The organism is Pseudomonas poae (assembly GCA_028869255.1).
Taxonomy (GTDB): domain Bacteria; phylum Pseudomonadota; class Gammaproteobacteria; order Pseudomonadales; family Pseudomonadaceae; genus Aquipseudomonas; species Aquipseudomonas poae_C.
The window spans coordinates 3,888,184-3,913,575 of the sequence record CP110972.1 but is presented as its reverse complement, the minus strand read 5'-3'; the positions used below and the strand labels follow the sequence as shown (position 1 = coordinate 3,913,575).

Annotated in this window: 21 protein-coding genes and 1 pseudogene; 18 read left to right on the top strand and 4 right to left on the bottom strand. The window is 60.3% G+C overall.

Annotation, left to right across the window (positions count from 1 at the left end; genetic code table 11):
• From LRS56_17620 to LRS56_17600, 5 genes are read left to right on the top strand one after another with little or no spacing between them, the layout of a single operon-like run.
• Window positions 1–948, top strand: a complete 948-nt coding sequence (locus LRS56_17620) for an ABC transporter permease (protein ID WDU60690.1) — start codon at window positions 1–3, stop codon at window positions 946–948.
• Window positions 945–1,802 carry an ABC transporter permease gene (locus tag LRS56_17615; protein ID WDU60689.1) on the top strand — a complete coding sequence of 286 codons (858 nt, stop codon included), beginning with the start codon at window positions 945–947 and terminating at the stop codon, window positions 1,800–1,802. The genes LRS56_17620 and LRS56_17615 overlap by 4 nt, the downstream gene beginning before the upstream one ends.
• Window positions 1,799–2,755 carry an ABC transporter ATP-binding protein gene (locus LRS56_17610; protein ID WDU60688.1) on the top strand — a complete coding sequence of 319 codons (957 nt, stop codon included), beginning with the start codon at window positions 1,799–1,801 and terminating at the stop codon, window positions 2,753–2,755. Before LRS56_17615 ends, LRS56_17610 begins: the two co-directional genes overlap by 4 nt.
• Window positions 2,752–3,723, top strand: a complete 972-nt coding sequence (locus tag LRS56_17605; GenBank protein ID WDU60687.1) for an ABC transporter ATP-binding protein — start codon at window positions 2,752–2,754, stop codon at window positions 3,721–3,723. Before LRS56_17610 ends, LRS56_17605 begins: the two co-directional genes overlap by 4 nt.
• Window positions 3,724–3,755: 32 nt before the next feature.
• Window positions 3,756–5,270, top strand: coding sequence for an ABC transporter substrate-binding protein (locus tag LRS56_17600; protein WDU60686.1), 1,515 nt, complete (start codon window positions 3,756–3,758; stop codon window positions 5,268–5,270).
• A gap of 189 nt (window positions 5,271–5,459) precedes the next feature.
• Here the strand turns inward: LRS56_17600 and LRS56_17595 are convergent, their stop codons facing one another.
• The 4 genes from LRS56_17595 to LRS56_17580 form a co-directional block, all read right to left on the bottom strand.
• On the bottom strand, window positions 5,460–6,200 hold the full coding sequence (locus LRS56_17595) for a YciK family oxidoreductase (protein ID WDU60685.1): 741 nt from the start codon (window positions 6,198–6,200) through the stop codon (window positions 5,460–5,462).
• 163 nt (window positions 6,201–6,363) lie between these two features.
• Window positions 6,364–7,035 (bottom strand): N-acetylmuramic acid 6-phosphate phosphatase MupP, encoded by a 672-nt coding sequence (gene mupP, locus LRS56_17590; GenBank protein ID WDU60684.1) that lies wholly within the window; start codon window positions 7,033–7,035, stop codon window positions 6,364–6,366.
• Between the two features lie 4 nt (window positions 7,036–7,039).
• Window positions 7,040–7,738, bottom strand: a complete 699-nt coding sequence (gene ubiG, locus LRS56_17585) for a bifunctional 2-polyprenyl-6-hydroxyphenol methylase/3-demethylubiquinol 3-O-methyltransferase UbiG (protein WDU60683.1) — start codon at window positions 7,736–7,738, stop codon at window positions 7,040–7,042.
• A gap of 64 nt (window positions 7,739–7,802) precedes the next feature.
• On the bottom strand, window positions 7,803–9,134 hold the full coding sequence (locus LRS56_17580; protein ID WDU60682.1) for a TRZ/ATZ family hydrolase: 1,332 nt from the start codon (window positions 9,132–9,134) through the stop codon (window positions 7,803–7,805).
• A 108-nt stretch (window positions 9,135–9,242) separates the two neighbouring features.
• Between LRS56_17580 and mtnA the strand changes: the two genes are divergently transcribed.
• The 13 genes and pseudogenes from mtnA to LRS56_17515 all read left to right on the top strand — a co-directional run bounded on the left by mtnA (window position 9,243) and on the right by LRS56_17515 (window position 25,354).
• On the top strand, window positions 9,243–10,319 hold the full coding sequence (gene mtnA, locus LRS56_17575) for an S-methyl-5-thioribose-1-phosphate isomerase (GenBank protein ID WDU60681.1): 1,077 nt from the start codon (window positions 9,243–9,245) through the stop codon (window positions 10,317–10,319).
• 423 nt (window positions 10,320–10,742) lie between these two features.
• On the top strand, window positions 10,743–13,397 hold the full coding sequence (gene gyrA / locus LRS56_17570; protein ID WDU60680.1) for a DNA gyrase subunit A: 2,655 nt from the start codon (window positions 10,743–10,745) through the stop codon (window positions 13,395–13,397).
• Between the two features lie 242 nt (window positions 13,398–13,639).
• Window positions 13,640–14,724 (top strand): annotated as a pseudogene (gene serC / locus LRS56_17565) (3-phosphoserine/phosphohydroxythreonine transaminase).
• Window positions 14,724–15,818: a prephenate dehydratase gene (gene pheA, locus LRS56_17560; GenBank protein WDU60679.1), complete on the top strand. Its 1,095-nt coding sequence runs from the start codon at window positions 14,724–14,726 to the stop codon at window positions 15,816–15,818. The pseudogene serC and the gene pheA overlap by 1 nt, the downstream one beginning before the upstream one ends.
• 9 nt (window positions 15,819–15,827) lie before the next feature.
• Entirely contained in the window at window positions 15,828–16,940 is a 1,113-nt protein-coding gene (gene hisC / locus LRS56_17555) for a histidinol-phosphate transaminase (protein ID WDU60678.1), read from the top strand.
• Between the two features lie 28 nt (window positions 16,941–16,968).
• Window positions 16,969–19,179 carry a bifunctional prephenate dehydrogenase/3-phosphoshikimate 1-carboxyvinyltransferase gene (locus tag LRS56_17550; protein ID WDU65768.1) on the top strand — a complete coding sequence of 737 codons (2,211 nt, stop codon included), beginning with the start codon at window positions 16,969–16,971 and terminating at the stop codon, window positions 19,177–19,179.
• The gene (cmk, locus tag LRS56_17545) at window positions 19,176–19,865 is read left to right on the top strand and encodes a (d)CMP kinase (GenBank protein WDU60677.1); all 690 of its coding nucleotides are present in this window, start codon (window positions 19,176–19,178) and stop codon (window positions 19,863–19,865) included. The genes LRS56_17550 and cmk overlap by 4 nt, the downstream gene beginning before the upstream one ends.
• A 119-nt stretch (window positions 19,866–19,984) precedes the next feature.
• Window positions 19,985–21,676 carry a 30S ribosomal protein S1 gene (gene rpsA / locus LRS56_17540; protein ID WDU60676.1) on the top strand — a complete coding sequence of 564 codons (1,692 nt, stop codon included), beginning with the start codon at window positions 19,985–19,987 and terminating at the stop codon, window positions 21,674–21,676.
• A gap of 159 nt (window positions 21,677–21,835) precedes the next feature.
• The gene (locus LRS56_17535; GenBank protein WDU60675.1) at window positions 21,836–22,120 is read left to right on the top strand and encodes a hypothetical protein; all 285 of its coding nucleotides are present in this window, start codon (window positions 21,836–21,838) and stop codon (window positions 22,118–22,120) included.
• Between the two features lie 132 nt (window positions 22,121–22,252).
• The gene (gene ihfB, locus LRS56_17530) at window positions 22,253–22,549 is read left to right on the top strand and encodes an integration host factor subunit beta (protein WDU60674.1); all 297 of its coding nucleotides are present in this window, start codon (window positions 22,253–22,255) and stop codon (window positions 22,547–22,549) included.
• Window positions 22,550–22,573: 24 nt separating this feature from the next.
• Window positions 22,574–22,816 (top strand): lipopolysaccharide assembly protein LapA domain-containing protein, encoded by a 243-nt coding sequence (locus LRS56_17525; protein WDU60673.1) that lies wholly within the window; start codon window positions 22,574–22,576, stop codon window positions 22,814–22,816.
• A gap of 337 nt (window positions 22,817–23,153) precedes the next feature.
• Window positions 23,154–24,311: an NAD-dependent epimerase/dehydratase family protein gene (locus LRS56_17520; GenBank protein WDU60672.1), complete on the top strand. Its 1,158-nt coding sequence runs from the start codon at window positions 23,154–23,156 to the stop codon at window positions 24,309–24,311.
• A gap of 20 nt (window positions 24,312–24,331) precedes the next feature.
• Window positions 24,332–25,354 (top strand): glycosyltransferase family 4 protein, encoded by a 1,023-nt coding sequence (locus tag LRS56_17515; GenBank protein WDU60671.1) that lies wholly within the window; start codon window positions 24,332–24,334, stop codon window positions 25,352–25,354.
• Window positions 25,355–25,392 lie beyond the last annotated feature (38 nt).

Genomic DNA, 25,392 nt, shown 5'->3' with positions numbered 1-25,392 from the left:
ATGAACCTGGCGCGCTACCGTTTTGTGTTGTCCCGGCCGCTGCAATTGCTGCCGGTGCTGTTTGGCATCAGCCTGATTACCTTTGTGCTGGTGCGCTCGATCCCCGGCGACCCGGCGCGAGCCCTGCTGGGGTCGCGCAGTACGCCCGACGCCTTGCTGAAAATCCGCGCCCAGTACGGCCTCGACCAACCCTTGTGGCTGCAATACTTCTACTTCCTGAAAAACCTGCTCAAGGGCGACCTCGGCCAATCGCTGCTGTACAAGGTCGATGCTTTGAAGCTGATCGTCACCCGCATTGAGCCGACCCTGGTGCTGGTGCTCGGCAGCGTGGCGCTGGCGCTGCTGATCGCGGTGCCGCTGGCGACGTGGGCCGCACGCAATAAAGGTGGCTGGGCGGATAACCTGATCCGCGTGTTCACCACCATAGGCCTGGGCATGCCGGCATTCTGGCTGGGCTTGATGCTGATCCTGCTGCTCAGTGTGCAGTGGGGCTTGTTCCCGGTGTCCGGCTACGGGCGGACCTGGCTGGACAAGGCGCACCACATGGTGTTGCCCTGCCTGACCATCGCCCTGGCGCTCTCGGCGGTGCTGGTGCGTAACCTGCGGGCGAGCATGTTGATGGAATTGCAGGCGGATCACGTCACGGCTGCGCGGGCGCGAGGGTTGTCGGAAGCCGCCGTATTTCGCCGCCATGTGTTGCCCAATTCGCTGGTGCCGGCGGTCAACCTGCTGGCGGTGAATATCGGCTGGCTGATCAGTGGCACCGTGGTTATCGAAAGCCTGTTCGCCATTCCCGGCATTGGCCAATTGCTGGTGCGCGGGATTTTCACCCGTGACTACATGGTGGTGCAGGGCGTGGCCATGGTGCTGGCCTGTGCGACGGTGGTGGTCAACTTTGTCGCCGATGTGGTGACGGTGGCTCTCGACCCGCGAGTGAAGATGCAATGAGCAGCCGCCCGTTGATTGCCCCCTGGCGTTTGCGCCTGCGCTTTGGTTTTCGCAATGGCCGGCTGACGGCGGCATGGGGCCTGTTGATTCTGCTGCTGTGGTTGGCCCTGGCCGTGTTTGCCCCGTGGATCGCGCCCTATGACCCGATTGCGCAGAACACCGATATCAGCTTGCTCGGCCCGGGCCTGGCGCACCCATTCGGTACGGATAACTACGGGCGGGACATCCTGTCGCGAGTGATCTGGGGCGCGCGCATCGACCTGCAGCTGGCCATCGTCGGGGTGATCTTTCCGTTTATGATCGGCACCTTTATCGGTGCGGTGTCCGGCTATATTGGCGGGCGCTTCGACAGCTTCTGCATGCGGGTGATCGATGTGATCCTGGCGTTCCCGTTCCTGGTGTTGATGCTGGCAATCATGGCCATCCTCGGGCCGGGCTTGAAGAGCTTTTATATCGCCATGGCGCTGGTGGGCTGGGTGTCGTATGCGCGGCTGATCCGCTCGCAGATCCTTGTGCTCAAGGAAAGCGACTTTGCCCTCGCCGCCAAGAGCCTGGGCTTTGGCCATGGGCGCATTCTGTTTCGGCACTTGTTGCCGAATGCGATGTTCGGCTCGATTGTGTTTTCCATGTCCGATGCCGTGCTGGTACTGCTCAACGGCGCTGCCGTGAGCTACCTGGGCCTGGGTGTGCAACCACCGACCGCCGAGTGGGGCACCATGGTCGCTGAAGGCCAGGCGTTTATCACCACTGCGTGGTGGATCTGCACCTTTCCGGGCCTGGCCATTGTGACCCTGGCCATGGGCTTCAGCCTGCTGGCCGATGGTGTGGCGCAAGTGCTGGGGGATCGCGCATGAGCATTTTGCAGGTCCGGGACCTGAGCGTGATTGCCAACAGTACCGGGCGCGATGTCACCTTGGTTGACCGTGTGTCTTTCGACCTGGCCGAAGGTGAAATCCTCGGCCTGGTGGGTGAGAGCGGCTCGGGCAAGACCATGGCCTGTCGCGGGCTGATGCGCTTGTTGCCGTCGCCCAATCTGCGAGTGCAGGGCGGTTCGGTGCACCTGGCCGGGCAGGATTTATTGCAACTTGATGATGCCGGTATGCGTGCCGTACGCGGCGGCCAACTGGGCATGATCTTCCAGAACCCCAGCAGCCACCTCGACCCCTTGATGCGCATCGGCGAGCAAATCGCCGAGGGCATCCGGCTGCATCAAGGCGCGTCGAAAAAGGATGCACGCCGGCAAGCCATCGAGGTGCTGCGCCAGGTCGGCATTCCGGACCCTCAGGCGCGGGTCGATAACTATCCCCACGAGTTCTCCGGCGGTATGCGCCAGCGCGCCATGATCGCGGTGGCCCTGGGCTGCGACCCGCACGTGCTGATTGCCGACGAGCCAACCACCGCCCTCGATGTGACGGTGCAGGCGCAGATCCTGCGTCTGCTGCTGGAGCTGCGCGATCAGCGCGGCCTGTCGATCATCATGATTACCCACGACCTCGGCGTGGTAGCGCAGACCTGTGATTCCATTGCCGTGATGTATGCCGGGCGCCTGTGCGAACACGGCAGCAAATATGACCTGCTGGCCCATCCGCAGCACCCGTACACCGCCGGCTTGATCGACTGCCAGCCCGCCCACAGCAGCGGGCATGCCCTGCTGCGTACCATTCCCGGCCAGCCGCCGTTGCTGGATGCCTTGCCCGCCGGTTGCCGCTTCAACCCGCGCTGCCCGCAGGTGGGTACCCTGTGCACCGAGTTGCTGCCGGAGGGCGTGCGGGTGGCGTGTCACTATCCGTTGGGAGGCCGCCCATGAGCCTGTTGCAAATCAAGAACCTGGAGGTGCGCTTCGCGGCGTCCGGCAATGGCCTGTTCGGCCTGAACAAACAGTGGGTGAAGGCGGTGAACGGGGTGTCGCTGAACCTGGCCGCAGGCCAAACCCTGGGTTTGGTCGGTGAGTCCGGCAGCGGCAAAAGTACGCTGGGGCGGGCGATCCTGCACCTCAACCCGATCAGCGCCGGCCAGGTGTTGTTTGATGGCATCGATATGGCCCACGGCAGTGCGATTGACATTGCTCGCCTGCGCCATGAAACCGCGATGATTTTCCAGGACCCGTATGCCGCGCTGAACCCGCGCCATACCATCGGCGAAACCCTTGCCGAGGTCTTGCGGGTACAGCGCAAAGTCGCTTTGCAGCAGATCCCGGCCCGCGTGGTTGAGCTGCTTGACCTGGTGGGCCTGCGTCCGGAACTGGCCGGCCGCAAACCCGGCTCCCTCAGCGGCGGCCAGTGCCAGCGCGTGGGGATCGCCCGGGCGCTGGCGGTGGAGCCGCGCCTGATCATCGCCGATGAATGCGTGGCGGCGCTGGATGTGTCGATCCAGGGCCAGATCATCAATTTGCTGCTGGAGCTGCAGCAGCGCATGAACCTGGCGATCCTGTTTATCGCCCATGACCTGGCCATCGTGCGCCGCCTGTGCGACCGAGTGGCGGTAATGTACCTGGGCAAGATCGTCGAGGAAGGGCCAGTGGAAGCGGTGTTTACCGCGCCGCGCCATCCGTACACGGCGGCGCTGATCCAGGCGATTCCCGAGATTGATCCGCATCGGCCACTGCCCACGGAACCGTTGCCCGGTGAACCCCCGAGCCCGCTGAATTTGCCGACAGGCTGTGCCTTTCACCCGCGTTGCCGGTATGCGCGCGCCATGTGTTCCGTGGTGTTGCCGCCGACCCATTTCCTGCACGAGCATCGATACAGTTGCGTGCTTGAAGAACCGTTGCTTTAACCCTCTGCCATTCATTAACAAGGAGTTGTGATATGCAATCGCGCCACTTGAAGTTGCTCGCCGCCGCTACATTGACTGCATGGTCCCTTACCGCCGGCCTCGCCCAGGCCGCCGGTGTGCTGACCATCGGCTGCCGTGAAGACAGCACCACCTTCGACCCGATCAAAAGCGCGCAAAACCGCGATACCTGGGTGTTTGCCAACGTCTACGACACCCTGGTGCGCGTGGACAACCTAGGCACCAAGATGGAACCGGGCCTGGCAGAAAGCTGGGAAATTTCCAAGGACGGCCTGACCTACACCTTCAAGCTGCGCGAGGCGAAGTTCTCCGACGGCTCGGCGATCACCGCCGATGATGCGGCGTTCAGCCTGCTGCGTATCCGCGACAACAAAGCTTCGCTGTGGGCTGACCCCTTCAACCTGATCAACACGGCCAAGGCTGCGGACCCGAAAACCCTGGTGGTCACCCTGAAGACTCCGGCGGTAGCCTTCCTGTCGCAACTGGCGTCGCCGACGGTGTCGATTCTGTCGGAAAAGGCCATGACCAAAATGGGCGAAGACGCCTACTCGGAAAATCCGGTGACCTCCGGCGCATTTACCGTGGAGGAGTGGCGCAAGGGCGATCGGGTGATCCTGAAGAAGAACCCGAATTTCTGGCAGGCCAAGAACGTGAGCCTCGATGGCGTGGAATGGGTCTCCGTGACCGATGACAACACGCGTATGCGCATGGTGCAGAACAACGAGCTGGACACAGCGATCTTCGTGCCGTTTTCCCGGGTAGAAGAGCTGAAAAAAGACCAGAACGTGGTGATCCACTCCGACCCGTCCACCCGTGAGGATCACTTGTTGATCAACCACGCGCATGGCCTGCTGGCCAAGCCGGAAGTCCGCCAGGCGCTGGACATGGCCATCGATAAACAATCGCTGGTGAAAACCGCCACTTACGGCCAGGGTACCGTGGCCTATTCCTATATCCCCAAAGGCTCGCTGTACCACTACGCCAACAATCTGCAGCGCCCGTATGACCCGACGGCCGCCAAGAAGCTGCTGGCGGATGCCGGTGCCAAGGACTTGAAGCTCAACTACGTGGTCAACGCCGGCAACGAAGCCGACGAGCAGATTGCGGTGATCATCAAGGACCAGTTGGCCAAGGTCGGCGTAACGGCCAACCTGCAGAAAGTCGACCCGACCCAAAGCTGGCAGATGCTGGTGGACGGTGAGTACGATATTTCGGTGATGTACTGGACCAACGACATCCTCGACCCGGACCAGAAGACCACCTTCGTGCTGGGCCACGACACCAACCAGAACTACATGACCCGTTACAAGAACGACAAGGTCAAGGAACTGGTAGCGGCGGCGCGGATCGAGGCTGACCCGGTCAAGCGTGAGCAGATGTATGTGGACCTGCAAAAACTGGCGAAACAGGATGTGAACTGGATCGACCTGTACTACAGCCCGTACATCAACATCTCACGCAAGAATGTGAGCAATTTCCTGCAGAACCCGCTGGGGCGCTTCACCCTGGAAGAAGTGGTGAAGAACTAAACGTGTAACCCAATGTAGGGCGAGCCACGTGGCGAGCGGGCTTGCCCGCGTTGGGCTGCGAAGCAGCCGCACCGCGATCTAACAGAGCGCGCGCGGTGGCAGGTTTTGGGGCCGCGTTGCAGCCCAACGCGGGCAAGCCCGCTCGCCACAAAGGCCAGCCACTTTTGGGTTCTGCGGCGTTGCAGATGTTTACTGCGCGTCAAACGCCTGCCCATTAATGCCCGTGCTATCCGGACCCATCAGGTACAGGTACACCGGCATGATCTCCTCCGGCGTCGGGTTATCCGTCGGGTTCTCCCCCGGATACGCCTGGGCCCGCATGCTGGTGCGCGTGGCGCCCGGGTTGATGCTGTTGGCCCGTACCGGCGCAACCGTGTCCAACTCGTCGGCCAGGGTTTGCATCAAGCCTTCAGTCGCAAACTTCGACACCCCATAAGCCCCCCAATACGCCCGACCTTTACGCCCGACGCTGCTGGAGGTGAACACTACCGAGGCATCCTGGGACAGCTTGAGCAGTGGCAGCAAGGTGCTGGTCAGCATGAACATTGCGTTGACGTTCACGTGCATCACCCGCATGAAATTCTCGCCGGACAGCTGTTCGATTGGCGTGCGCGGGCCGATGATCGAGGCATTGTGCAGCAGGCCGTCGAGGTGGCCGAACGCCTTTTCGATCATCGCCGCCAGCTCATCATATTGATGGGGCAGGGCGGTCTCCAGGTTGAACGGAATGACCACCGGTTGCGGCTGACCCGCTGCCTCGATCTCGTCATACACTTGGGCCAGGTTGGCTTCGGTCTTGCCCAGCAGCAGCACGGTGGCGCCATGGGCGGCGTAGGTTTTTGCTGCCGCCGCGCCAATCCCGCGGCCGGCGCCGGTGACCAGGATCACCCGGCCTTTGAGCAGTTCTGGACGTGCGGAGTAATCAAACATAAACAACAACCTCTACAGAATTCGGATTGGTAACCCATTCATGTGGGAGCTGGCTTGCCTGCGATTGCGCAGTATCAGTCACCGCAAGTGCTGGCTGGCAGGCCGCAATCGCAGGCAAGCCAGCTCCCACATTGACCTCGGTGATTTCAAGAGCTTCGAACAGTCAGCAACTGCACAGAGCGTTATCCAGCACCTTGCGCAGTTCCAGCGGGTGATCCACCACCACGTCGGCGCCCCAGTGGCGCGGGTTGTCGTCCGGGTGGATGTACCCATAAGTGACCGCCGCCGTGCGCGTGCCGGCGTCGCGGCCGGACTCGATGTCGCGCAGGTCGTCGCCCACGAACAACACGCTGGCCGGGTCCAGGTCGAGCATCTTGCACGCCAGGATCATCGGCTCCGGGTCCGGCTTGCTGTTTTTTACATGATCGGGGCAGATCAGCAGTGCCGAGCGTTCGGCCAGGCCCAGTTGCTGCATGATCGGCTCGGCAAAGCGCAACGGCTTGTTGGTGACCACGCCCCAGATCAGCTTGGCTTTCTCGATGTCTTCCAGCAGTTCGGCCATGCCGTCGAACAATTTGCTGTGGACGGCGCAGCCCTTGAGGTAGCGCTCAAGAAATTCCTGGCGCAGCTCTTCAAAACCTGGGGATTCGGGGTCCATCGAGAAGGTCACGGCGACCATCGCCCGCGCTCCGCCGGAGATTTCATCACGGATGTGCTGGGGGTTGACCGGCGCCAGGCCACGGTCGGCGCGCATGGCCTGACAGATGGCGATAAAGTCCGGCGCGGTGTCCAGCAGGGTACCGTCCATATCGAAGAGAACCGCTCGCAACTTCACAGGCTCACTCCTCGCGCAGGGTCTGGATCATGTAGTTGACGTCAACGTCGCTGGCCAGCTTGTAGTGCTTGGTCAGCGGGTTGTAGGTCAGGCCAATGATGTCCTTGACGGTCAGGCCGGCCTGACGGCTCCAGGCGCCCAGCTCGGAAGGGCGGATGAATTTCTTGAAATCATGGGTGCCGCGCGGCAGCAGCTTCATGATGTATTCGGCGCCGATGATCGCGAACAGGTAGGCCTTGGGATTACGGTTGATGGTGGAGAAGAACACCTGGCCGCCCGGCTTGACCATGCGGAAACAGGCGCGGATTACCGAGGACGGGTCCGGCACGTGTTCCAGCATTTCAAGGCAGGTGACCACGTCGAACTGCTCGGGCAGCTCTTCGGCCAGGGCCTCGGCGGTGATCTGGCGGTACTCCACGCTCACGCCGGATTCCAGCTGATGCAGCTGGGCCACGGCCAACGGTGCTTCGCCCATGTCGATGCCCATCACGGTGGCGCCGCGCTGGGCCATCGCTTCACTGAGGATGCCGCCGCCGCAACCGACGTCCAATACCTTCTTGCCGGCCAGGTTGACGCGCTCGTCAATCCAGTTCACCCGCAATGGGTTGATGTCGTGCAGGGGTTTGAATTCGCTTTCGCGGTCCCACCAGCGGTGAGCCAGGGCTTCGAATTTGGCGATTTCGGCGTGGTCGACGTTGCTCATGGTGAATCCTCTAAACCTGATAAATCGTGTTGTCGGTGCTGAACGTAGGGGTTCAACACCGTCGTTATTCGCTGTGCCCGCTGATGCGTTCGCCCCAGGCAATGGCTGTGGCGGTCAACTGCTGTTCATCCATGCGGGTCAATTGCCGGTCGTCGAGTAACTGCTTGCCGGCGACCCAAAGGTGTTTCACACAATCGCGTCCGGTGGCATATATAAGCGTTGAGACCGGATCGTAGATCGGTTGTTGCGCCAGCCCGCAAAGATCGAAGGCCACGATATCCGCCGCCTTGCCGACTTCCAGCGAGCCGATCTCGCTTTCCAGGCCCATGGCACGGGCGCCGTTGAGCGTGGCCATGCGCAGGGCGCGGTGGGCATCCAGTGCGGTGGCCGACCCGGCGACGGCCTTGGCCAGCATCGCCGCGGTGCGGGTCTCGCCCAGCAGGTCCAGGTCATTATTGCTGGCGGCGCCGTCGGTGCCGATGGCCACATTGACCCCAGCCTGCCACAGACGCTCCACCGGGCAAAAGCCGCTGGCCAGTTTCAGGTTCGATTCCGGGCAGTGGATGATGCTGGTGTTGCTTTCTACCAGTAAAGCCAGGTCATCCTCGCTGATTTGGGTCATATGAACCGCCTGGAAGCGCGGGCCCAGCAAGCCTAGGCGACCCAGGCGGGCCAATGGCCGCTCGCCGGTCTGCTCGACGGCCTGTTGTACCTCAAACGCCGTTTCATGCACATGCATATGGATCGTGGCGTCCAGCTCTTCGGCGATCACGCGGATTTTTTCCAGGTTGGCGTCACACACAGTGTAGGGTGCGTGGGGGCCGAAGGTGATCTTGATGCGCGGGTGGTGCTTGAGGTCGCCGAACAGCTCGATGCCCTGGCGAATCGCCTCGTCGGCGGTGCTGGCGCCGGGGATCGGGAAGTCGAGGATCGGAATCGCGATCTGTGCGCGCATGCCGCTGTTGTGCACGCAATCGCTGGCGACCTTGGGGTAGAAGTACATGTCGGAGAAACACGTGATGCCGCCCTTGAGCTGTTCGGCGATGGCCAGATCGGTGCCGTCACGCACGAAGGCTTCATCGACCCACTTGGCCTCGGCGGGCCAGATGTGTTTTTCGAGCCAGGTCATCAGCGGCAGGTCATCGGCCAGGCCGCGAAACAGGCTCATCGCCGCGTGCCCGTGGGCATTGATCAGGCCGGGGCTGAGCAGCATGCCGGGCAGCTCGCGGACCTCGCTGGCCGCAAGCTTCAGCGCCGCTGCGCGGGGGCCGATAAACGCGATGCGCCCGTCGCGAATGCCCAGGCCGTGCTCCTTGAGCACGACACCGGCAGGCTCGACAGGTACCAGCCAGGTGGGCAGCAGCAATAAGTCGAGCGGGGCGGCAGTCGGTGTCATCGAGGGCGGTTTCCCAGGCATCTGTAAAGAACGGCGAAGTATACCCGAGCGTCTTGGCTGGCGGATCGCTATAATCGGCGGCTTTTGTTGATGAGTACGGGGTGAGGGATGCGCGATCGACTGTTGGCAGCGGAGAAAGTGAAGGCCATCGATTGGCGTGATGGCGCACTGCACCTGCTCGATCAGCGTTCGCTGCCGGCCCGGGAAAGCTGGGTGACCTGCAACACCGTCGAGGAAGTGGCCACCGCCATTCGTACGATGGTGGTGCGCGGTGCACCGGCCATCGGCATCAGCGCCGCCTATGGCCTGGTGCTCGCCGCCCGAGAGCGGATCGCCGAGGGCGGTGACTGGCAGGCTGCGTGGGAAGAAGACTACGCGCTGCTGGCCGATACCCGTCCGACTGCGTCGAACCTGTTCTGGGCCCTCAAGCGTATGCGCGACCGCCTGGACCGCCTCCGCAAGCACGCCGACCCCCAGGCGGTGCTCGAGGCCGAAGCCATTGCGATTCATGAAAGTGATCGCGAAGCCAACCTGGTCATGGCCCAACTGGGCGTCGAGAGGATTCGCAAGCACCAGGGCAACGCTCAGGCGATCCTGACTCACGGCAATGCCGGTGCACTGGCCACGGGCGGTGTCGGTACGGCCCTGGGGGTCATTCGTGCGGCCTTCCTGGAAGGGCTGGTGGAGCAGGTCTACGTCAATGAAACCCGCCCTTGGCTGCAGGGCTCGCGGCTGACGTCCTGGGAGTTGGCGGGTGAGGGCATCCCGGTCACGGTGAATGCCGACTCCGCGGGCGCGCATATCCTCAAGACCAAGGGCGTGACCTGGGTGATCGTCGGCGCCGATTGCATTGCCGCCAATGGCGATGTGATCAACAAGATCGGTACTTACCAGCTGGCGGTGTGCGCCATGCACCATGGCGTGCGCTTTATGGTGGTGGCCCCCAGCTCCACCCTGGACTTGATGATGGCTACCGGCGATGACGTCGCCCTGGAAGAGCGCGATGCGGGCGAGTTGCTGGAAGTCGCCGGCCAGCGTTTTGCCGCCGATGTGAATGCCTATAATCCGGTGTTCGACGTGACCCCGGCCGACCTGATCGACGTGATCGTGACCGAAAAGGGCGTCGTCGAGCGACCGGACACCGCCAAGCTGGCCAAGTTGATGTGCCGTAAACGGTTGCATTGAGGGCTTCGGTGTCGGTGAGGTCGCCATCGCAGCCAAGCCCGCTCCCACACTGAATGTGTTCACAGGTCAACATGTGGGAGGGGGCTTGCCCCCGATTGGCTTTATAAGTCAACAAAACCCTCGGATCTGCCCTCAGAAAACAGCACCAACCCAGCTCTGAGCCCCTCTCGTCGCCCTCAAGCCTGTCACCCGTCAACTTACTATGCTCCATGCGCATCAGGGGGATAGGTGCGTGGCGGCGATTGTGATAACATCCGGCGGTTTCCAGGGCCGCCCCAAGGGGTTGCCTATAACGTGCAGATCCGTGTCATAACTCGTTGATTTGTCGTAAGTCGTTGTCAGGCACTCTGCCGGCAGCGGCGAGCTTCGTTCGTCCCATATGGATGCGACGAGGTTTCACCCGAAAAAGGAATCAGGCTTCTCATGGGCGAACTGGCCAAAGAAATCCTCCCGGTCAATATCGAAGACGAGCTGAAACAGTCCTACCTCGACTACGCGATGAGCGTAATTGTCGGTCGGGCACTGCCTGATGCGCGCGATGGCTTGAAGCCCGTGCACCGGCGTGTGCTGTTCGCGATGAGCGAGCTGGGTAACGACTGGAACAAGCCGTACAAGAAATCTGCCCGTGTTGTCGGTGACGTGATCGGTAAGTATCACCCTCACGGCGACACTGCGGTGTACGACACCATCGTTCGGATGGCCCAGCCATTTTCCCTGCGCTACCTGCTGGTAGACGGCCAGGGCAACTTCGGTTCGGTCGACGGCGACAACGCCGCGGCCATGCGATACACCGAAGTGCGCATGACCAAGCTGGCGCACGAGCTGCTGGCCGACCTGCATAAAGAAACCGTGGACTGGGTGCCGAACTACGACGGCACCGAAATGATCCCGGCCGTCATGCCGACCAAGATCCCCAACCTGCTGGTCAACGGTTCCAGCGGTATTGCCGTGGGCATGGCCACCAACATCCCGCCGCACAACCTCGGTGAAGTCATCGACGGTTGCCTGGCCCTTATCGACAACCCTGAGCTGACCGTCGATGAGCTGATGCAGTACATTCCCGGCCCGGACTTCCCGACCGCCGCGATCATCAACGGTCGCGCCGGTATCATTGAAGCCTACCGCACCGGCCGTGGCCGCATTTACATGCGCGCCCGCTCGATGATCGAAGACATCGACAAGGTCGGTGGCCGCCAGCAGATCGTCATCACCGAACTGCCGTACCAGCTGAACAAGGCGCGTCTGATCGAGAAGATCGCCGAGCTGGTTAAAGAGAAGAAACTGGAAGGCATCACCGAGCTGCGCGACGAGTCCGACAAAGACGGTATGCGCGTGGTGATCGAGCTGCGTCGTGGCGAAGTGCCTGAGGTGATCCTCAACAACCTCTACGCCCAGACCCAGCTGCAAAGCGTGTTTGGTATCAACGTGGTGGCCCTGATCGACGGCCGCCCGCGCATCCTGAACCTCAAGGATCTGCTGGAAGCCTTCGTCCGTCACCGTCGCGAAGTGGTTACCCGCCGCACCGTGTTCGAACTGCGCAAGGCCCGCGAGCGCGGCCACATCCTGGAAGGCCAGGCGGTCGCACTGTCGAACATCGACCCGGTCATCGCCCTGATCAAGGCTTCTCCGACGCCGTCGGAAGCCAAGGAAGCCCTGATCAAGATGCCGTGGGAATCCAGCGCCGTGGTGGCGATGGTTGAGCGTGCCGGTGCCGATTCGTGCCGCCCGGAGACCCTGGACCCGCAATACGGTCTGCGCGATGGCAAGTATTTCCTGTCGCCGGAACAGGCCCAGGCCATTCTGGAACTGCGCCTGCACCGCCTGACCGGTCTGGAGCACGAGAAGCTGCTGGCCGAGTACCAGGAGATTCTCAACCAGATCGGCGAGCTGATCCGCATCCTCAACAGCGCCGTGCGCCTGATGGAAGTGATCCGCGAAGAGCTGGAAGTGATCCGCGCCGAATACGGCGACGTGCGCCGCACCGAGATCCTCGATGCCCGCCTCGACCTGACGCTGGGTGACATGATCCCGGAAGAAGAGCGCGTGGTGACCATTTCCCACGGCGGCTACGCCAAGACCCAGCCTCTGGCTGCGTACCAGGCCCAGCGCCGTGGCGGTAAAGGTAAATCGGCTACCGGCGTGAAGGATGAGGACTACATCGCTCACCTGCTGGTCGCCAACAGCCACACCACGCTGCTGCTGTTCTCCAGCAAGGGCAAGGTGTACTGGCTGAAAACCTACGAAATTCCGGAAGCCTCGCGTGCCGCCCGTGGTCGTCCGTTGGTCAACCTGCTGCCGCTGGACAGTGATGAATACATCACCACCATGCTGCCGGTCGAGGAATACACCGAAGGTCACTTCATCTTCATGGCCACCGCCAAAGGCACCGTGAAGAAGACCCCGCTGGAATCCTTCAGCCGCCAGCGCAGCGTGGGCCTGATCGCCCTGGAGCTGGATGAAGGCGACGTACTGATCTCCGCCGCGATCACCGACGGCGAGCGTGAAGTCATGCTGTTCTCCGATGGCGGCAAGGTCACGCGCTTCAAGGAATCCGACGTGCGTGCCATGGGCCGTACCGCTCGCGGTGTGCGCGGCATGCGTCTGCCGGAAGGGCAGAAGCTGATTTCGATGCTGATTCCGGAAGAAGGCAGCCAGATCCTCACCGCTTCCGAGCGTGGTTATGGCAAACGCACCGCCATCAGCGAGTTCCCGGAGTACAAGCGTGGCGGCCAGGGCGTGATCGCCATGGTCAGCAACGATCGCAACGGCCGTCTGGTCGGCGCGGTCCAGGTGCTCGATGGCGAGGAAATCATGCTGATTTCCGACCAGGGCACCCTGGTACGTACCCGAGTGGCTGAAGTGTCGAGCCTGGGCCGTAACACCCAGGGCGTGACCTTGATCAAGCTGGCCAAGGACGAAAAACTGGTCGGCCTGGAGCGTGTGCAGGAGCCTTCGGAGGTCGAAGGCGAAGAGCTGGAAGGTGAGGAATTCGAAGGCGAGGTGATCGCAGCAGGCGATGACAACGTCGACGAGCCAACCCTCGATGCTGCCGCAGACGAAGAAGAACCGCAGGAATAAGCGGACACACAGGGGGCGGATGAAGATTCGCCCCCTTGTTGTTTGTCCCCTTTGAAATACAGGTCCTTTGTCCGGACTCGGTCCATGTGGGAGCTGGCTTGCCTGCGATACAGGCACCTCGGTAGTTCAAGTGATACCGCGGTGATGCTATCGCAGGCAAGCCAGCTCCCACAAAGGTCCGCTCCAGAACAGGACGTTGCCGAATATGATTGCAGCCCCACCAGATCAGAGTGAGATTGGATGTGAGCAAGAGAGCCTATAACTTCTGTGCCGGTCCCGCGGCGCTTCCTGAAGCAGTCCTGCAGCGTGCGCAGGGTGAACTCCTCGACTGGCATGGAAAAGGCCTCTCCGTGATGGAAATGAGCCATCGCAGTGATGAGTTCATGTCCATCGCCACCAAAGCCGAGCAGGACCTGCGCGACTTGCTGGGCATCCCTCCAACTACAAAGTGCTGTTCCTGCAGGGCGGCGCCAGCCAGCAGTTCGCCCAACTGCCGCTGAACCTGTTGCCGGAAGATGGCACCGCCGACTACATCGACACCGGTATCTGGGGCCAGAAGGCCATTGAAGAGGCCTCGCGTTACGGTCACATCAATGTGGCAGGCACCGCCAAGCCTTACGATTACTTCGCGATTCCAGGTCAGAACGAGTGGAAACTGTCGAAGGACGCTGCCTACGTGCACTATGTGGCGAACGAAACCATCGGCGGCCTGGAGTTCGACTGGGTGCCGCAAGTGGGCGATGTGCCGCTGGTGTGCGACATGTCCTCGGACATTCTTTCGCGCCCGATCGACGTGTCCAAGTACGGCATGATCTACGCCGGTGCACAGAAGAACATTGGCCCGAGCGGCATCCTGGTCAACATCATCCGCGAAGACCTGCTGGGTCGCGCCCGCTCGCTGTGCCCGACCATGCTCAACTACAAGGTCGCGGCCGACAACGGCTCGATGTACAACACGCCGGCGGCGTTTGCCTGGTACTTGTCCGGCCTGGTGTTCGAGTGGCTGAAAGAGCAGGGCGGTGTCGCCGCCATGGGCAAGCTGAACGAAGAGAAGAAGCGCACCCTGTACGACTTCATCGACGCCAGCGGCCTGTACAGCAACCCGATCAACCTCACCGACCGCTCCTGGATGAACGTGCCGTTCCGCCTGGCTGACGACCGCCTGGACAAGCCATTCCTGGCTGGTGCCGACGAGCGCGGCCTGCTGAACCTCAAGGGTCACCGTTCGGTAGGCGGCATGCGCGCCTCCATCTACAACGCTGTCGACATCCACGCCGTCAAGGCGCTGGTTTCCTACATGGCAGAGTTCGAAAAGGAACACGGCTAATGTCTGAGCAAGAACTCAAGGCCCTGCGTGTACGCATTGACAGCCTGGACGAGAAAGTCCTGGAGCTGATCAGCGAGCGTGCGCGCTGTGCCCAGGAAGTGGCGCGGGTAAAAATGGCGTCCCTGGCTGAAGGCGAAGTGCCGGTGTTCTACCGGCCTGAGCGCGAAGCCCAGGTGCTCAAGCGCGTGATGGAGCGCAACAAAGGCCCGTTGGGCAACGAAGAGATGGCACGGTTGTTCCGTGAAATCATGTCCTCGTGCCTGGCGCTGGAGCAGCCGCTGAAAGTCGCGTACCTCGGTCCTGAAGGCACCTTCACTCAAGCCGCGGCCATGAAGCACTTCGGCCACGCGGTGATCAGCAAGCCGATGGCGGCGATCGACGAAGTGTTCCGTGAAGTGGCAGCCGGTGCGGTTAATTTTGGCGTGGTGCCGGTGGAAAACTCCACCGAAGGCGCGGTCAACCACACGCTGGACAGCTTCCTCGAGCACGACATGGTGATCTGTGGCGAAGTCGAGCTGCGCATCCACCACCACCTGCTGGTGGGCGAGAGCACCAAGACCGACAGCATCAGCCGTATCTACTCCCACGCGCAGTCGCTGGCCCAGTGCCGCAAGTGGCTGGATGCGCATTACCCGAATGTCGAGCGCGTGGCGGTGTCCAGCAACGCCGAGGCCGCCAAGCGGGTCAAGGGTGAGTGGAACTCGGCGGCGATCGCCGGCGATATGGCGGCTGGCCTGTACGGTCTGACGCGCCTGGCCGAAAAAATCGAGGATCGCCCGGATAACTCCACGCGTTTCCTGATGATCGGCAGCCAGGAAGTACCGCCGACCGGCGACGACAAGACCTCGATCATCGTCTCCATGAGCAACAAACCCGGCGCGCTGCATGAGCTGCTGGTGCCGTTCCACGATAACGGGATTGACCTGACGCGAATCGAAACTCGCCCTTCGCGCAGCGGTAAATGGACGTATGTGTTCTTTATCGACTTCATCGGCCACCACCGCGACCCACTGGTTAAAGGTGTGCTGGAGAAAATCAGTCAGGAAGCCGTGGCACTCAAGGTGCTGGGCTCTTACCCGAAAGCGGTTTTGTGAGGCTTTAACATGAGTGGCAACTTCCTCGCCCTGGCTCAGCCGGGCGTGCAACAACTGTCGCCTTACGTTCCGGGCAAGCCTGTGGACGAGCTGGCGCGTGAGTTGAACCTGGACCCTTCCAAAATCGTCAAGCTGGCGAGCAACGAGAACCCGCTGGGCCCTAGCCCTAAAGTATTGGCGGCGATTCGTGAAGAGCTGGCCGAGCTGACGCGCTATCCGGACGGCAACGGCTTTGCCCTCAAGTCCCTGCTGGCGGAAAAATGCCGGGTCGAGCTGAACCAGGTGACCCTGGGTAACGGCTCCAACGACATCCTTGAGCTGGTGGGCCGCGCCTACCTGGCGCCGGGCCTGAACGCGGTGTTCAGCGAGCACGCGTTTGCGGTGTATCCGATCGTCACCCAGGCCGTTGGCGCCGATGCCCGCGTGATTCCTGCCAAGAACTGGGGGCATGATCTGCCGGCCATGCTGGCTGCCATCGACGCCCAGACCCGCGTGGTGTTTATCGCTAACCCGAACAACCCGACCGGCACCTGGTTTGATGAGCAGGCGCTTAACGAGTTTTTGCAGGACGTGCCGGAGCACGTGCTGGTGGTGCTGGACGAAGCCTACATCGAGTACGCCGAAGGCAGCGACCTGCCGGACGGCCTCGACTTCCTGGCGGCCTACCCGAACCTGCTGGTGTCGCGCACGTTCTCCAAGGCTTATGGCCTGGCCTCGTTGCGAGTTGGCTACGGCTTGTCCACGGCTGTTGTCGCGGACGTGCTGAACCGCGTGCGCCAGCCGTTCAACGTCAACAGCCTGGCCCTGGCGGCGGCCTGTGCGGCGGTGAAGGATGCCGAGTACTTGGAGCAAGGTCGCCGTATCAACGAAAGCGGCATGCTGCAATTGCAGGAAGGCTTTGCTGAGTTGGGTCTGGGCTGGATTGCGTCCAAGGGCAACTTTATCTGTGTCGACCTCGGCCAAGTGGCCGCGCCGGTCTTCCAGGGCCTGCTGCGCGAAGGCGTGATCGTGCGTCCGGTAGCCAACTACGGCATGCCGAACCACCTGCGCATCACCATTGGCTTGCCGGCTGAGAACAGCCGCTTCCTGGAGGCATTGGCCAAGGTTCTGGCTCGTGGTTGATGTCACTGCATTGCAACCTGCTGTGCCTATGATCGGTCGCCTGGTGGTGGTCGGTCTGGGGTTGATCGGCGGCTCCTTCGCCAAAGGCCTGCGTGAAAGCGGGCTGTGCGGCGAAGTGGTCGGGGTGGACCTGGACCCGCAATCGCGCAAACTGGCGGTAGAGCTGGGCGTGGTGGATCGCTGTGAAGCAGATCTGGCGCTTGCGTGCCAGGGCGCGGACGTGATCCAGCTGGCCGTGCCGATCCTGGCTATGGAGAAGTTGCTGGCGGTGCTGTCCGGCATGGACTTGGGGCAGGCGATCCTCACGGACGTCGGCAGTGCCAAGGGCAATGTGGTGCGTGCGGCGCAGCTGGCGTTTGGCGGCATGCCGTCGCGCTTTGTGCCGGGCCATCCGATTGCCGGCTCCGAGCAGAGCGGGGTGGAGGCCTCCAATGCGCAACTGTTCCGTCGCCATAAGGTGATCCTGACGCCGCTTGAGCAAACCGACCCGGCGGCCTTGGCCGTGGTGGACCGTCTGTGGCGCGAGCTGGGGGCGGATGTGGAGCATATGCAGGTCGAACGCCACGACGAAGTGCTGGCGGCGACCAGTCATTTGCCGCATTTGCTGGCGTTTGGCTTGGTGGACTCCTTGGCCAAGCGCAACGAAAACCTCGAGATTTTCCGTTACGCCGCCGGTGGCTTCCGCGATTTCACGCGGATTGCCGGCAGTGACCCGGTGATGTGGCACGACATCTTCCTCGCCAATCGCGAAGCGGTGTTGCGCACCCTGGACACCTTCCGCAGCGACCTCGACGCCTTGCGCGACGCGGTCGATGCAGGTGATGGCCATCAATTATTGGGCGTGTTCACCCGTGCGCGAGTGGCGCGTGAGCATTTCAGCAAGATCCTGGCGCGCCGGGCCTATATGGAAACTGCTGTGAACGCCGATGAGCTGACCTTTCTCGCCAACCCGGGCGGCCGCTTGAGCGGGCAGATTCGGGTGCCGGGCGACAAGTCGATCTCCCATCGCTCGATCATGCTCGGTTCATTGGCTGAAGGCGTGACAGAGATCGAAGGTTTCCTTGAAGGCGAAGATGCCCTGGCGACCTTGCAGGCTTTTCGTGACATGGGTGTAGTGATTGAGGGGCCGCACCATGGGCGCGTGACTATTCACGGGGTGGGCTTGCATGGCTTGAAGCCCGCGCCAGGGCCGATCTACCTGGGTAACTCCGGCACGTCCATGCGCCTGCTGTCCGGGTTGCTGGCGGCGCAGCGCTTTGACAGCGTGTTGACCGGCGATGCGTCGCTGTCCAAACGCCCGATGAATCGTGTGGCTAACCCTTTGCGGGAAATGGGCGCGGTGATCGAGACCGGGCCGGATGGGCGCCCGCCGCTGACTATCCTTGGCGGGCAGGCTTTGAAAGGCGTGGCCTACTCAATGCCGATGGCTAGCGCGCAGGTCAAATCCTGCCTGTTGCTGGCCGGGTTGTATGCCGAAGGTAAAACCGCGGTAACCGAGCCTGCGCCTACCCGTGACCATACCGAGCGCATGCTGCGCGGCTTTGGGTATCCGGTGACGGTAGAGGGCGCGACGGCGTCGGTGGAAGCGGGGCATGCGCTGACCGCGACCCATATAGAAGTGCCGGGGGATATATCCTCGTCGGCGTTTTTCCTGGTGGCGGCGTCGATTGCCGAGGGTTCCGAGCTGTTGCTGGAGCATGTCGGCATCAACCCGACCCGCACCGGGGTGATTGATATCCTGCGGCTGATGGGCGCGGATATCACCCTGCAAAACCAGCGCGAAGTGGGTGGCGAGCCTGTCGCAGACCTGCGCGTGCGCGCTGCCGCATTGAAAGGCATCGAGATCCCCGAAGCGCTGGTGCCATTGGCGATTGACGAGTTTCCGGTGCTGTTTGTCGCGGCGGCCTGTGCTGCCGGGCGCACTGTGTTGCGCGGTGCTGCAGAGCTGCGCGTGAAGGAATCCGACCGTATCCAGGTGATGGCCGACGGTCTGCTGGCGCTGGGGGTGAAGTGTGAACCGACCCCCGATGGGATTATCATTGACGGTGGCCTGATTGGCGGTGGCGAAGTGCATGCCGAGGGCGATCACCGGATCGCCATGGCGTTCAGCGTTGCTTCCCTACGGGCGGCGGCGCCGATTCGTATCCGTGACTGCGCCAATGTTGCTACGTCTTTTCCGAATTTTCTTACACTGTGTGCCCAAGTCGGCATCCGTGTTGCCCAAGAGGCTCAATTGTGAATATCAAAGCACCGGTGATTACCATCGACGGGCCAAGCGGCTCGGGCAAAGGCACGATCGCCGGCATCCTGGCCAAGCGCCTGGGCTGGTGCCTGCTGGATTCCGGCGCGCTGTATCGCCTGCTGGCATTCGCCGCACGCAACCATGGCGTCGACCTGACCAACGAAGAATCCCTGAAGCTGCTGGCGGCGCATCTTGATGTGCAGTTCGTCGGGGCGACGGAAGGTCATCCGCAGCGCATCATCCTGGAAGGGGATGACGTGACCGATGATCTGCGCAACGAGCAAGTCGGCTCCTGGGCCTCGCAGGTTGCCGCGCTGCCGGCCGTGCGCGATGCCTTGCTGCAGCGTCAGCGGGCGTTTCAGGAGCCGCCGGGTCTGGTGGCCGATGGTCGCGACATGGGCACCGTGGTGTTTCCCGAGGCGCCGCTGAAGATTTTCCTGACTGCCAGCGCCGAGGAGCGGGCTCGCCGCCGTTACTTGCAGTTGAAGGGCAAAGTCGATGGTGTTAGTCTGTCGAGTCTGCTAGATGAGATCCGTGCACGCGATGAGCGTGATACCCAGCGCGCAGTAGCCCCGCTAAAGCCGGCGGCTGACGCCATACAGCTGGATTCCACGGAGTTGTCCATCGAGCAGGTGCTGGAACGCATCTTGAGTGAAATCGCCATTCGCGATATCGCCGGGTGACCAAGAAGGCCGCAGGGGACCAGTCATAGTCCTGTGGTGCTTCTTCTAATTGAAACTAACCCACACCGTCTGGGGTGTGGAGATGGGCGTATTCTTCGCCCTTATCAACAGGAATTAAAATGAGCGAAAGCTTTGCGGAACTCTTTGAAGAAAGCCTAAAAACCCTGAACCTTCAGGCAGGCTCCATCATCACCGGTGTTATCGTTGATATCGATTACCAAGCTCGCTGGGTAACCGTTCACGCTGGTCTGAAGTCTGAAGCTCTGATCCCGCTGGAACAGTTCTACAACGATGCTGGTGACCTGACTATCAATGTCGGTGACGAAGTTCACGTTGCTCTGGACTCGGTTGAAGACGGTTTCGGTGAAACCAAGCTGTCCCGTGAAAAAGCCAAGCGCGCTGAATGCTGGATTGTTCTCGAAGCAGCCTTCGCAGCTGAAGAAGTGGTCAAGGGCGTTATCAACGGTAAGGTTAAAGGCGGCTTCACTGTCGACGTTAACGGCATCCGTGCGTTCCTGCCAGGTTCTTTGGTCGACGTTCGTCCAGTGCGCGACACCACGCACCTGGAAGGCAAAGAACTCGAATTCAAGGTCATCAAACTCGACCAGAAGCGCAACAACGTTGTCGTTTCCCGTCGTAGCGTCCTGGAAGCAGAGAACTCCGCCGAGCGTGAAGCTCTGCTGGAATCCCTGCAGGAAGGCCAACAAGTCAAAGGTATCGTCAAGAACCTCACCGATTACGGCGCATTCGTCGATCTGGGTGGCGTCGATGGCCTGCTGCACATTACCGACATGGCTTGGAAGCGTATCAAGCATCCTTCCGAAATCGTCAATGTTGGCGACGAGATCGATGTCAAGGTTCTGAAGTACGATCGTGAGCGTAACCGCGTTTCCCTGGGCTTGAAGCAGCTGGGCGAAGATCCATGGGTTGCTATCAAAGCTCGTTACCCAGAAAGCACTCGCGTTACCGCGCGTGTTACCAACCTGACCGACTACGGCTGCTTCGCTGAGCTGGAAGAAGGCGTGGAAGGCCTGGTACACGTTTCCGAAATGGACTGGACCAACAAAAACATCCACCCTTCGAAAGTCGTACAAGTCGGCGACGAAGTGGAAGTTATGGTTCTGGACATCGACGAAGAGCGTCGTCGTATCTCCCTGGGCATCAAGCAGTGCAAATCTAACCCATGGGAAGATTTCTCTGGCCAGTTCAACAAGGGCGATAAAATCTCCGGCACCATCAAGTCGATCACCGATTTCGGTATCTTCATTGGTCTGGATGGCGGCATCGACGGCCTGGTTCACCTGTCCGACATCTCCTGGAACGAAGTTGGCGAAGAAGCTGTTCGTCGTTTCAAGAAGGGCGACGAGCTGGACACCGTTATCCTGTCGGTTGACCCAGAGCGCGAGCGTATCTCCCTGGGTATCAAGCAACTGGAAAGCGATCCGTTCTCCGAGTACGTACAAGAGAACGACAAAGGCGCAATCGTTAAGGGCACAGTGAAAGAAGTTGACGCTAAAGGCGCCATCATCACTCTGGCCGACGATATCGAAGCGACTCTGAAGGCCTCCGAAATCAGCCGTGACCGCGTTGAAGACGCGCGCAACGTTCTGAAAGAAGGCCAGGAAGTAGAAGCCAAGATCATCAGCGTTGACCGCAAGAGCCGCGTAATCCAACTCTCCATCAAGTCGAAAGACGAAGTGGAAGAGAAAGAAGCTATCCAGAGCCTGCGCGACAAGCCAGCCTCCTCGGATACTCCAGTTGACACCACTCTCGGTGCTCTGCTGCGTGCGCAAATGGAAAAACAGAACTAAGTTCTGTCAGACCATAGAAAAAGGGCGACTTCGGTCGCCCTTTTTTGTGCCTGAAATTCGTTGAATCAACACCGAGAACCAAGAGTCGCGGCTCACTGTCAGAACTGACTATAGTCTTATGAAAGCTGTTCCAGCGTTGTTGTTTCAATAAGGATTTGAATGAACAGGCTTATCGTAATATTCGTGGTACTCGTGCTTGCTGGCTGCTCGACCACCAGCGCCAAGACCCACGCCAGGCGTGGTGTCAGCGGTATAGAGATCGATTGCTCGGGGCTGGGCAACCACTGGGACAAGTGTGAGAAGCGCGCTGCCCGTGAATGCAAGATGCAGGGCTACAAGGTCATCACCCGGTCCAGTGACGCCAAGGATGAGGAGGGCGACTATCTATTCGGCTGGAACCCTGCTGGTGCAGTCACTCGCACTATGCTCGTCATCTGCAACTGAGCGTGTTGTGCGGCCGTTACGGCTGTTTATTCAACCAGCAGATAAGTTTATGTATGGGCTGTTCAAATTCATCAAGTCATGCTAAAACCTTCGAAGCGCTTTTCCTAGCTGCTTGAAAAAGAAGGGAAAAATATGACGAAGTCGGAGTTGATCGAACGAATTGTCACCCATCAAGGGCTGCTCTCATCCAAAGATGTGGAGCTGGCTATCAAGACCATGCTTGAGCAGATGTCCCAGTGCCTGGCGACTGGCGATCGGATTGAAATCCGCGGGTTTGGCAGCTTTTCGCTGCACTACCGCGCACCGCGGGTTGGGCGAAACCCCAAGACCGGGCAGTCGGTGAGTCTGGATGGGAAGTTTGTGCCTCATTTCAAGCCGGGGAAGGAATTGCGGGATCGGGTGAATGAGGATGAGGAAGAAGGCGTTTGAGTCTTTTCAGGTAAGGGGAAAGGTATGCTGAAGGCAAAGCGTATATTGCTGACCTTGATGGTTGCTGTCGTCATCTTGGCGATCTTGGCCTTTGTGCTTGAAAATCAGAATGGTGTTACGTTGTCGTTTCTGGGATTGAGTACAGCTCAGTTACCGGTGTCGGTATTTGTAGTGCTGGCACTCATTATAGGTATGCTGATAGGCCCGTTATTTGTGTTGCTGACCCGACGCAGCCACCGCCGTAAACAGACGGTTGTTGGTCAATAGTCTGCTTGGTTGCTGTCGCTATTGAAGTCCGAGGAACAGTAGTTGTTTGTCTTTTGCGAGACTTAACGCTTACGTGAAAAGGGCTTTAACTCCCGCGCACGTGCGCCGAACCTCTTTTTCCCGGGGCATGGTGTGCCTGTCCCAAGTTCACTGAACTGCTGAGGATAGAGCAGCACTCCTTGCCAGTTTTCCTGGGCCCACCCACAAGGCATTGTTGATTGCCTGGCCAGTTGGTCAGCCGATGAACTGAGTGTGGGGAACCCGACGCCCTCCCAAAAAAATCATCGTCACTTGCACCCTGCCTCGACTTCAATACGTACGCTTGGAGGTATAGGAAGTGCTGCGCGTTGCGTATGATGGCGCCTGCAGTTCGCTTGAACAAATGGCACCGCGTTTATCAATACGCGCTGAGAAACCATCGCTTTCCTGCCGCCGAACAGCTTCGGCAATTGGGTTTGGAAGAGGCCAATACTTTAATGATCGCCTTGAAGATACCGTTCAAGATTTCCAGTTGTGTTTTCAAATGAGGCCGCTCAGCAACGTGCTGCTTACGGGCGCAACAGGCTTCGTTGGCTCAGCGCTTCTGGCGCAGTTACTAACGCGTGCGGATCACTCGGTGACCATTGCGTCTCGAGCGGAAAATCCCGCCCTCGAGCATCAATGCCGTGTGCACAACCTCGGCAAATTCGGCGCTGAAACCTTATGGCATGACGCGCTGGCAGATATTGACTGTGTGGTTCACGTGGCAGGGCGTGCCCATGTCTTTGAGCAGGAGCACGACGCGCTTGAGCTTTTCAGGCAGGCGAATACTCACGCGACCCTGAACCTGGCCAGGCAATCTGCCGCATCCGGCGTAAAGCGCTTCATTTTCATCAGCTCGATCGGCGTGAATGGCGCGTTTACAACAGGCGCGCCTTTCTCCGAAGACTCCGTGCCCTCCCCAAGCACCGACTACGCCCTTTCAAAATATGAAGCCGAAACCGGTTTGATGCAGATTGCCGACGCCACGGAAATGGAGGTTGTAATTATTCGGCCGCCGCTGGTCTACGCAGCCCATGCGCCGGGGAATTTCTGGCGCTTGTTGAAGCTTGTCGGGACGGGGGTTCCTTTGCCATTTGGGCGCGTGAGAAACAGTCGCAGCATGATTGCTTTGGAAAATCTGGTTGATCTGATCATTGTCTGCATCAGTCACCCGGCGGCAGCGAATCAGATTTTTCTCGCGTCCGATGGCGAAGATCTTTCCACCGGACAGTTGGTAACCTGTCTGGCGCAAGGTATGGGGCGAGGGGCGCGATTGCTCCCGGTCTCCGTTGGGTTACTGCGAATACTCGCAACGCTTGCCGGTAAGCAGGGTATTTTTACCCAGCTGTGCGGTTCTTTGCAGATTGACTCATCCAAAGCTGTCCGCGTTCTGGGCTGGACGCCGCCGCTGTCGGCTGGAACTGCATTGAAGTCGGCGGGAAAAAAATTCATTGAGCGGGTTGCTGCTTCGTAGCGGCGTTTGGAGCTGGATAGATGGTTTGGATGTTTTTGATGATGGGCGGTGTTATTTCCTTGCTGCTCACCGCTGCATTACGACGTTATGCGCTAGCTAAAAGCTTGATCGATATTCCCAACGCTCGCAGCTCACATACCGTCCCTACGCCAAGAGGCGGGGGCGTGGCCATCGTGCTGAGTTTCCTGCTGTTGTTGCCCGTGTTCCCAGCCTTGTCCCTGCTGTCCTGGGCATTCACCTGGGGGCTGATTGGTGCGGGTGCTGGAATCGCCGTGCTGGGCTTCCTGGATGATCATGGGCACATCCCTGCGCGGTGGCGGCTGCTGGGGCATTTCGGTGCTTCGGCGTGGGCGCTTTTCTGGTTGGGCGGTTTGCCGCCGATCACCCTGCTGGGAACGACCTTCGACCTTGGTTATCTGGGCTATCTGCTTGCTGCCCTCTATCTGGTCTGGCTCCTTAACCTCTACAATTTCATGGATGGAATTGATGGCTTGGCCAGTCTTGAAGCAATCAGCGTGTGCCTGGGCGCATCACTGATCTATGCGCTGGCAGGTTTCAGTTCTCTGGCCTGGGCGCCGTTGTTGCTCGCATTTGCAGTTGCGGGTTTTTTGTATTGGAACTTTCCCCCGGCAAAAATATTCATGGGCGATGCCGGCAGTGGTTTTTTAGGTATTGCTCTCGGCGTACTGTCGTTGCACGCCGCCTGGATGGCACCCTCGCTCTTATGGGTCTGGATCATTTTATTGGGCGTATTTGTCGTGGATGCGACTGTCACGTTGATTCGACGGCTGGTTCGAGGCGAAAAAGTCTATGAAGCCCATCGAAGTCACGCCTACCAATATGCGTCGAGAAGGACGGGGCGGCACTTGCCCGTGACACTGGCCGTGGGGGTGTTGAATGTCTGCTGGCTGCTGCCTGTTGCTGTGTGTGTTGCTCTTTTCGGACTGGATGGGTTTTTGGGTGTAATAATTGCCTACACACCGTTAGTCGTACTGGCTTGGAAGTTTAATGCGGGTGCGGTGGAAGAACCTGTCAGCCAGTAGTGGATCCAGGGGTTGCGGCAAAGCGTTTGAATATCGGT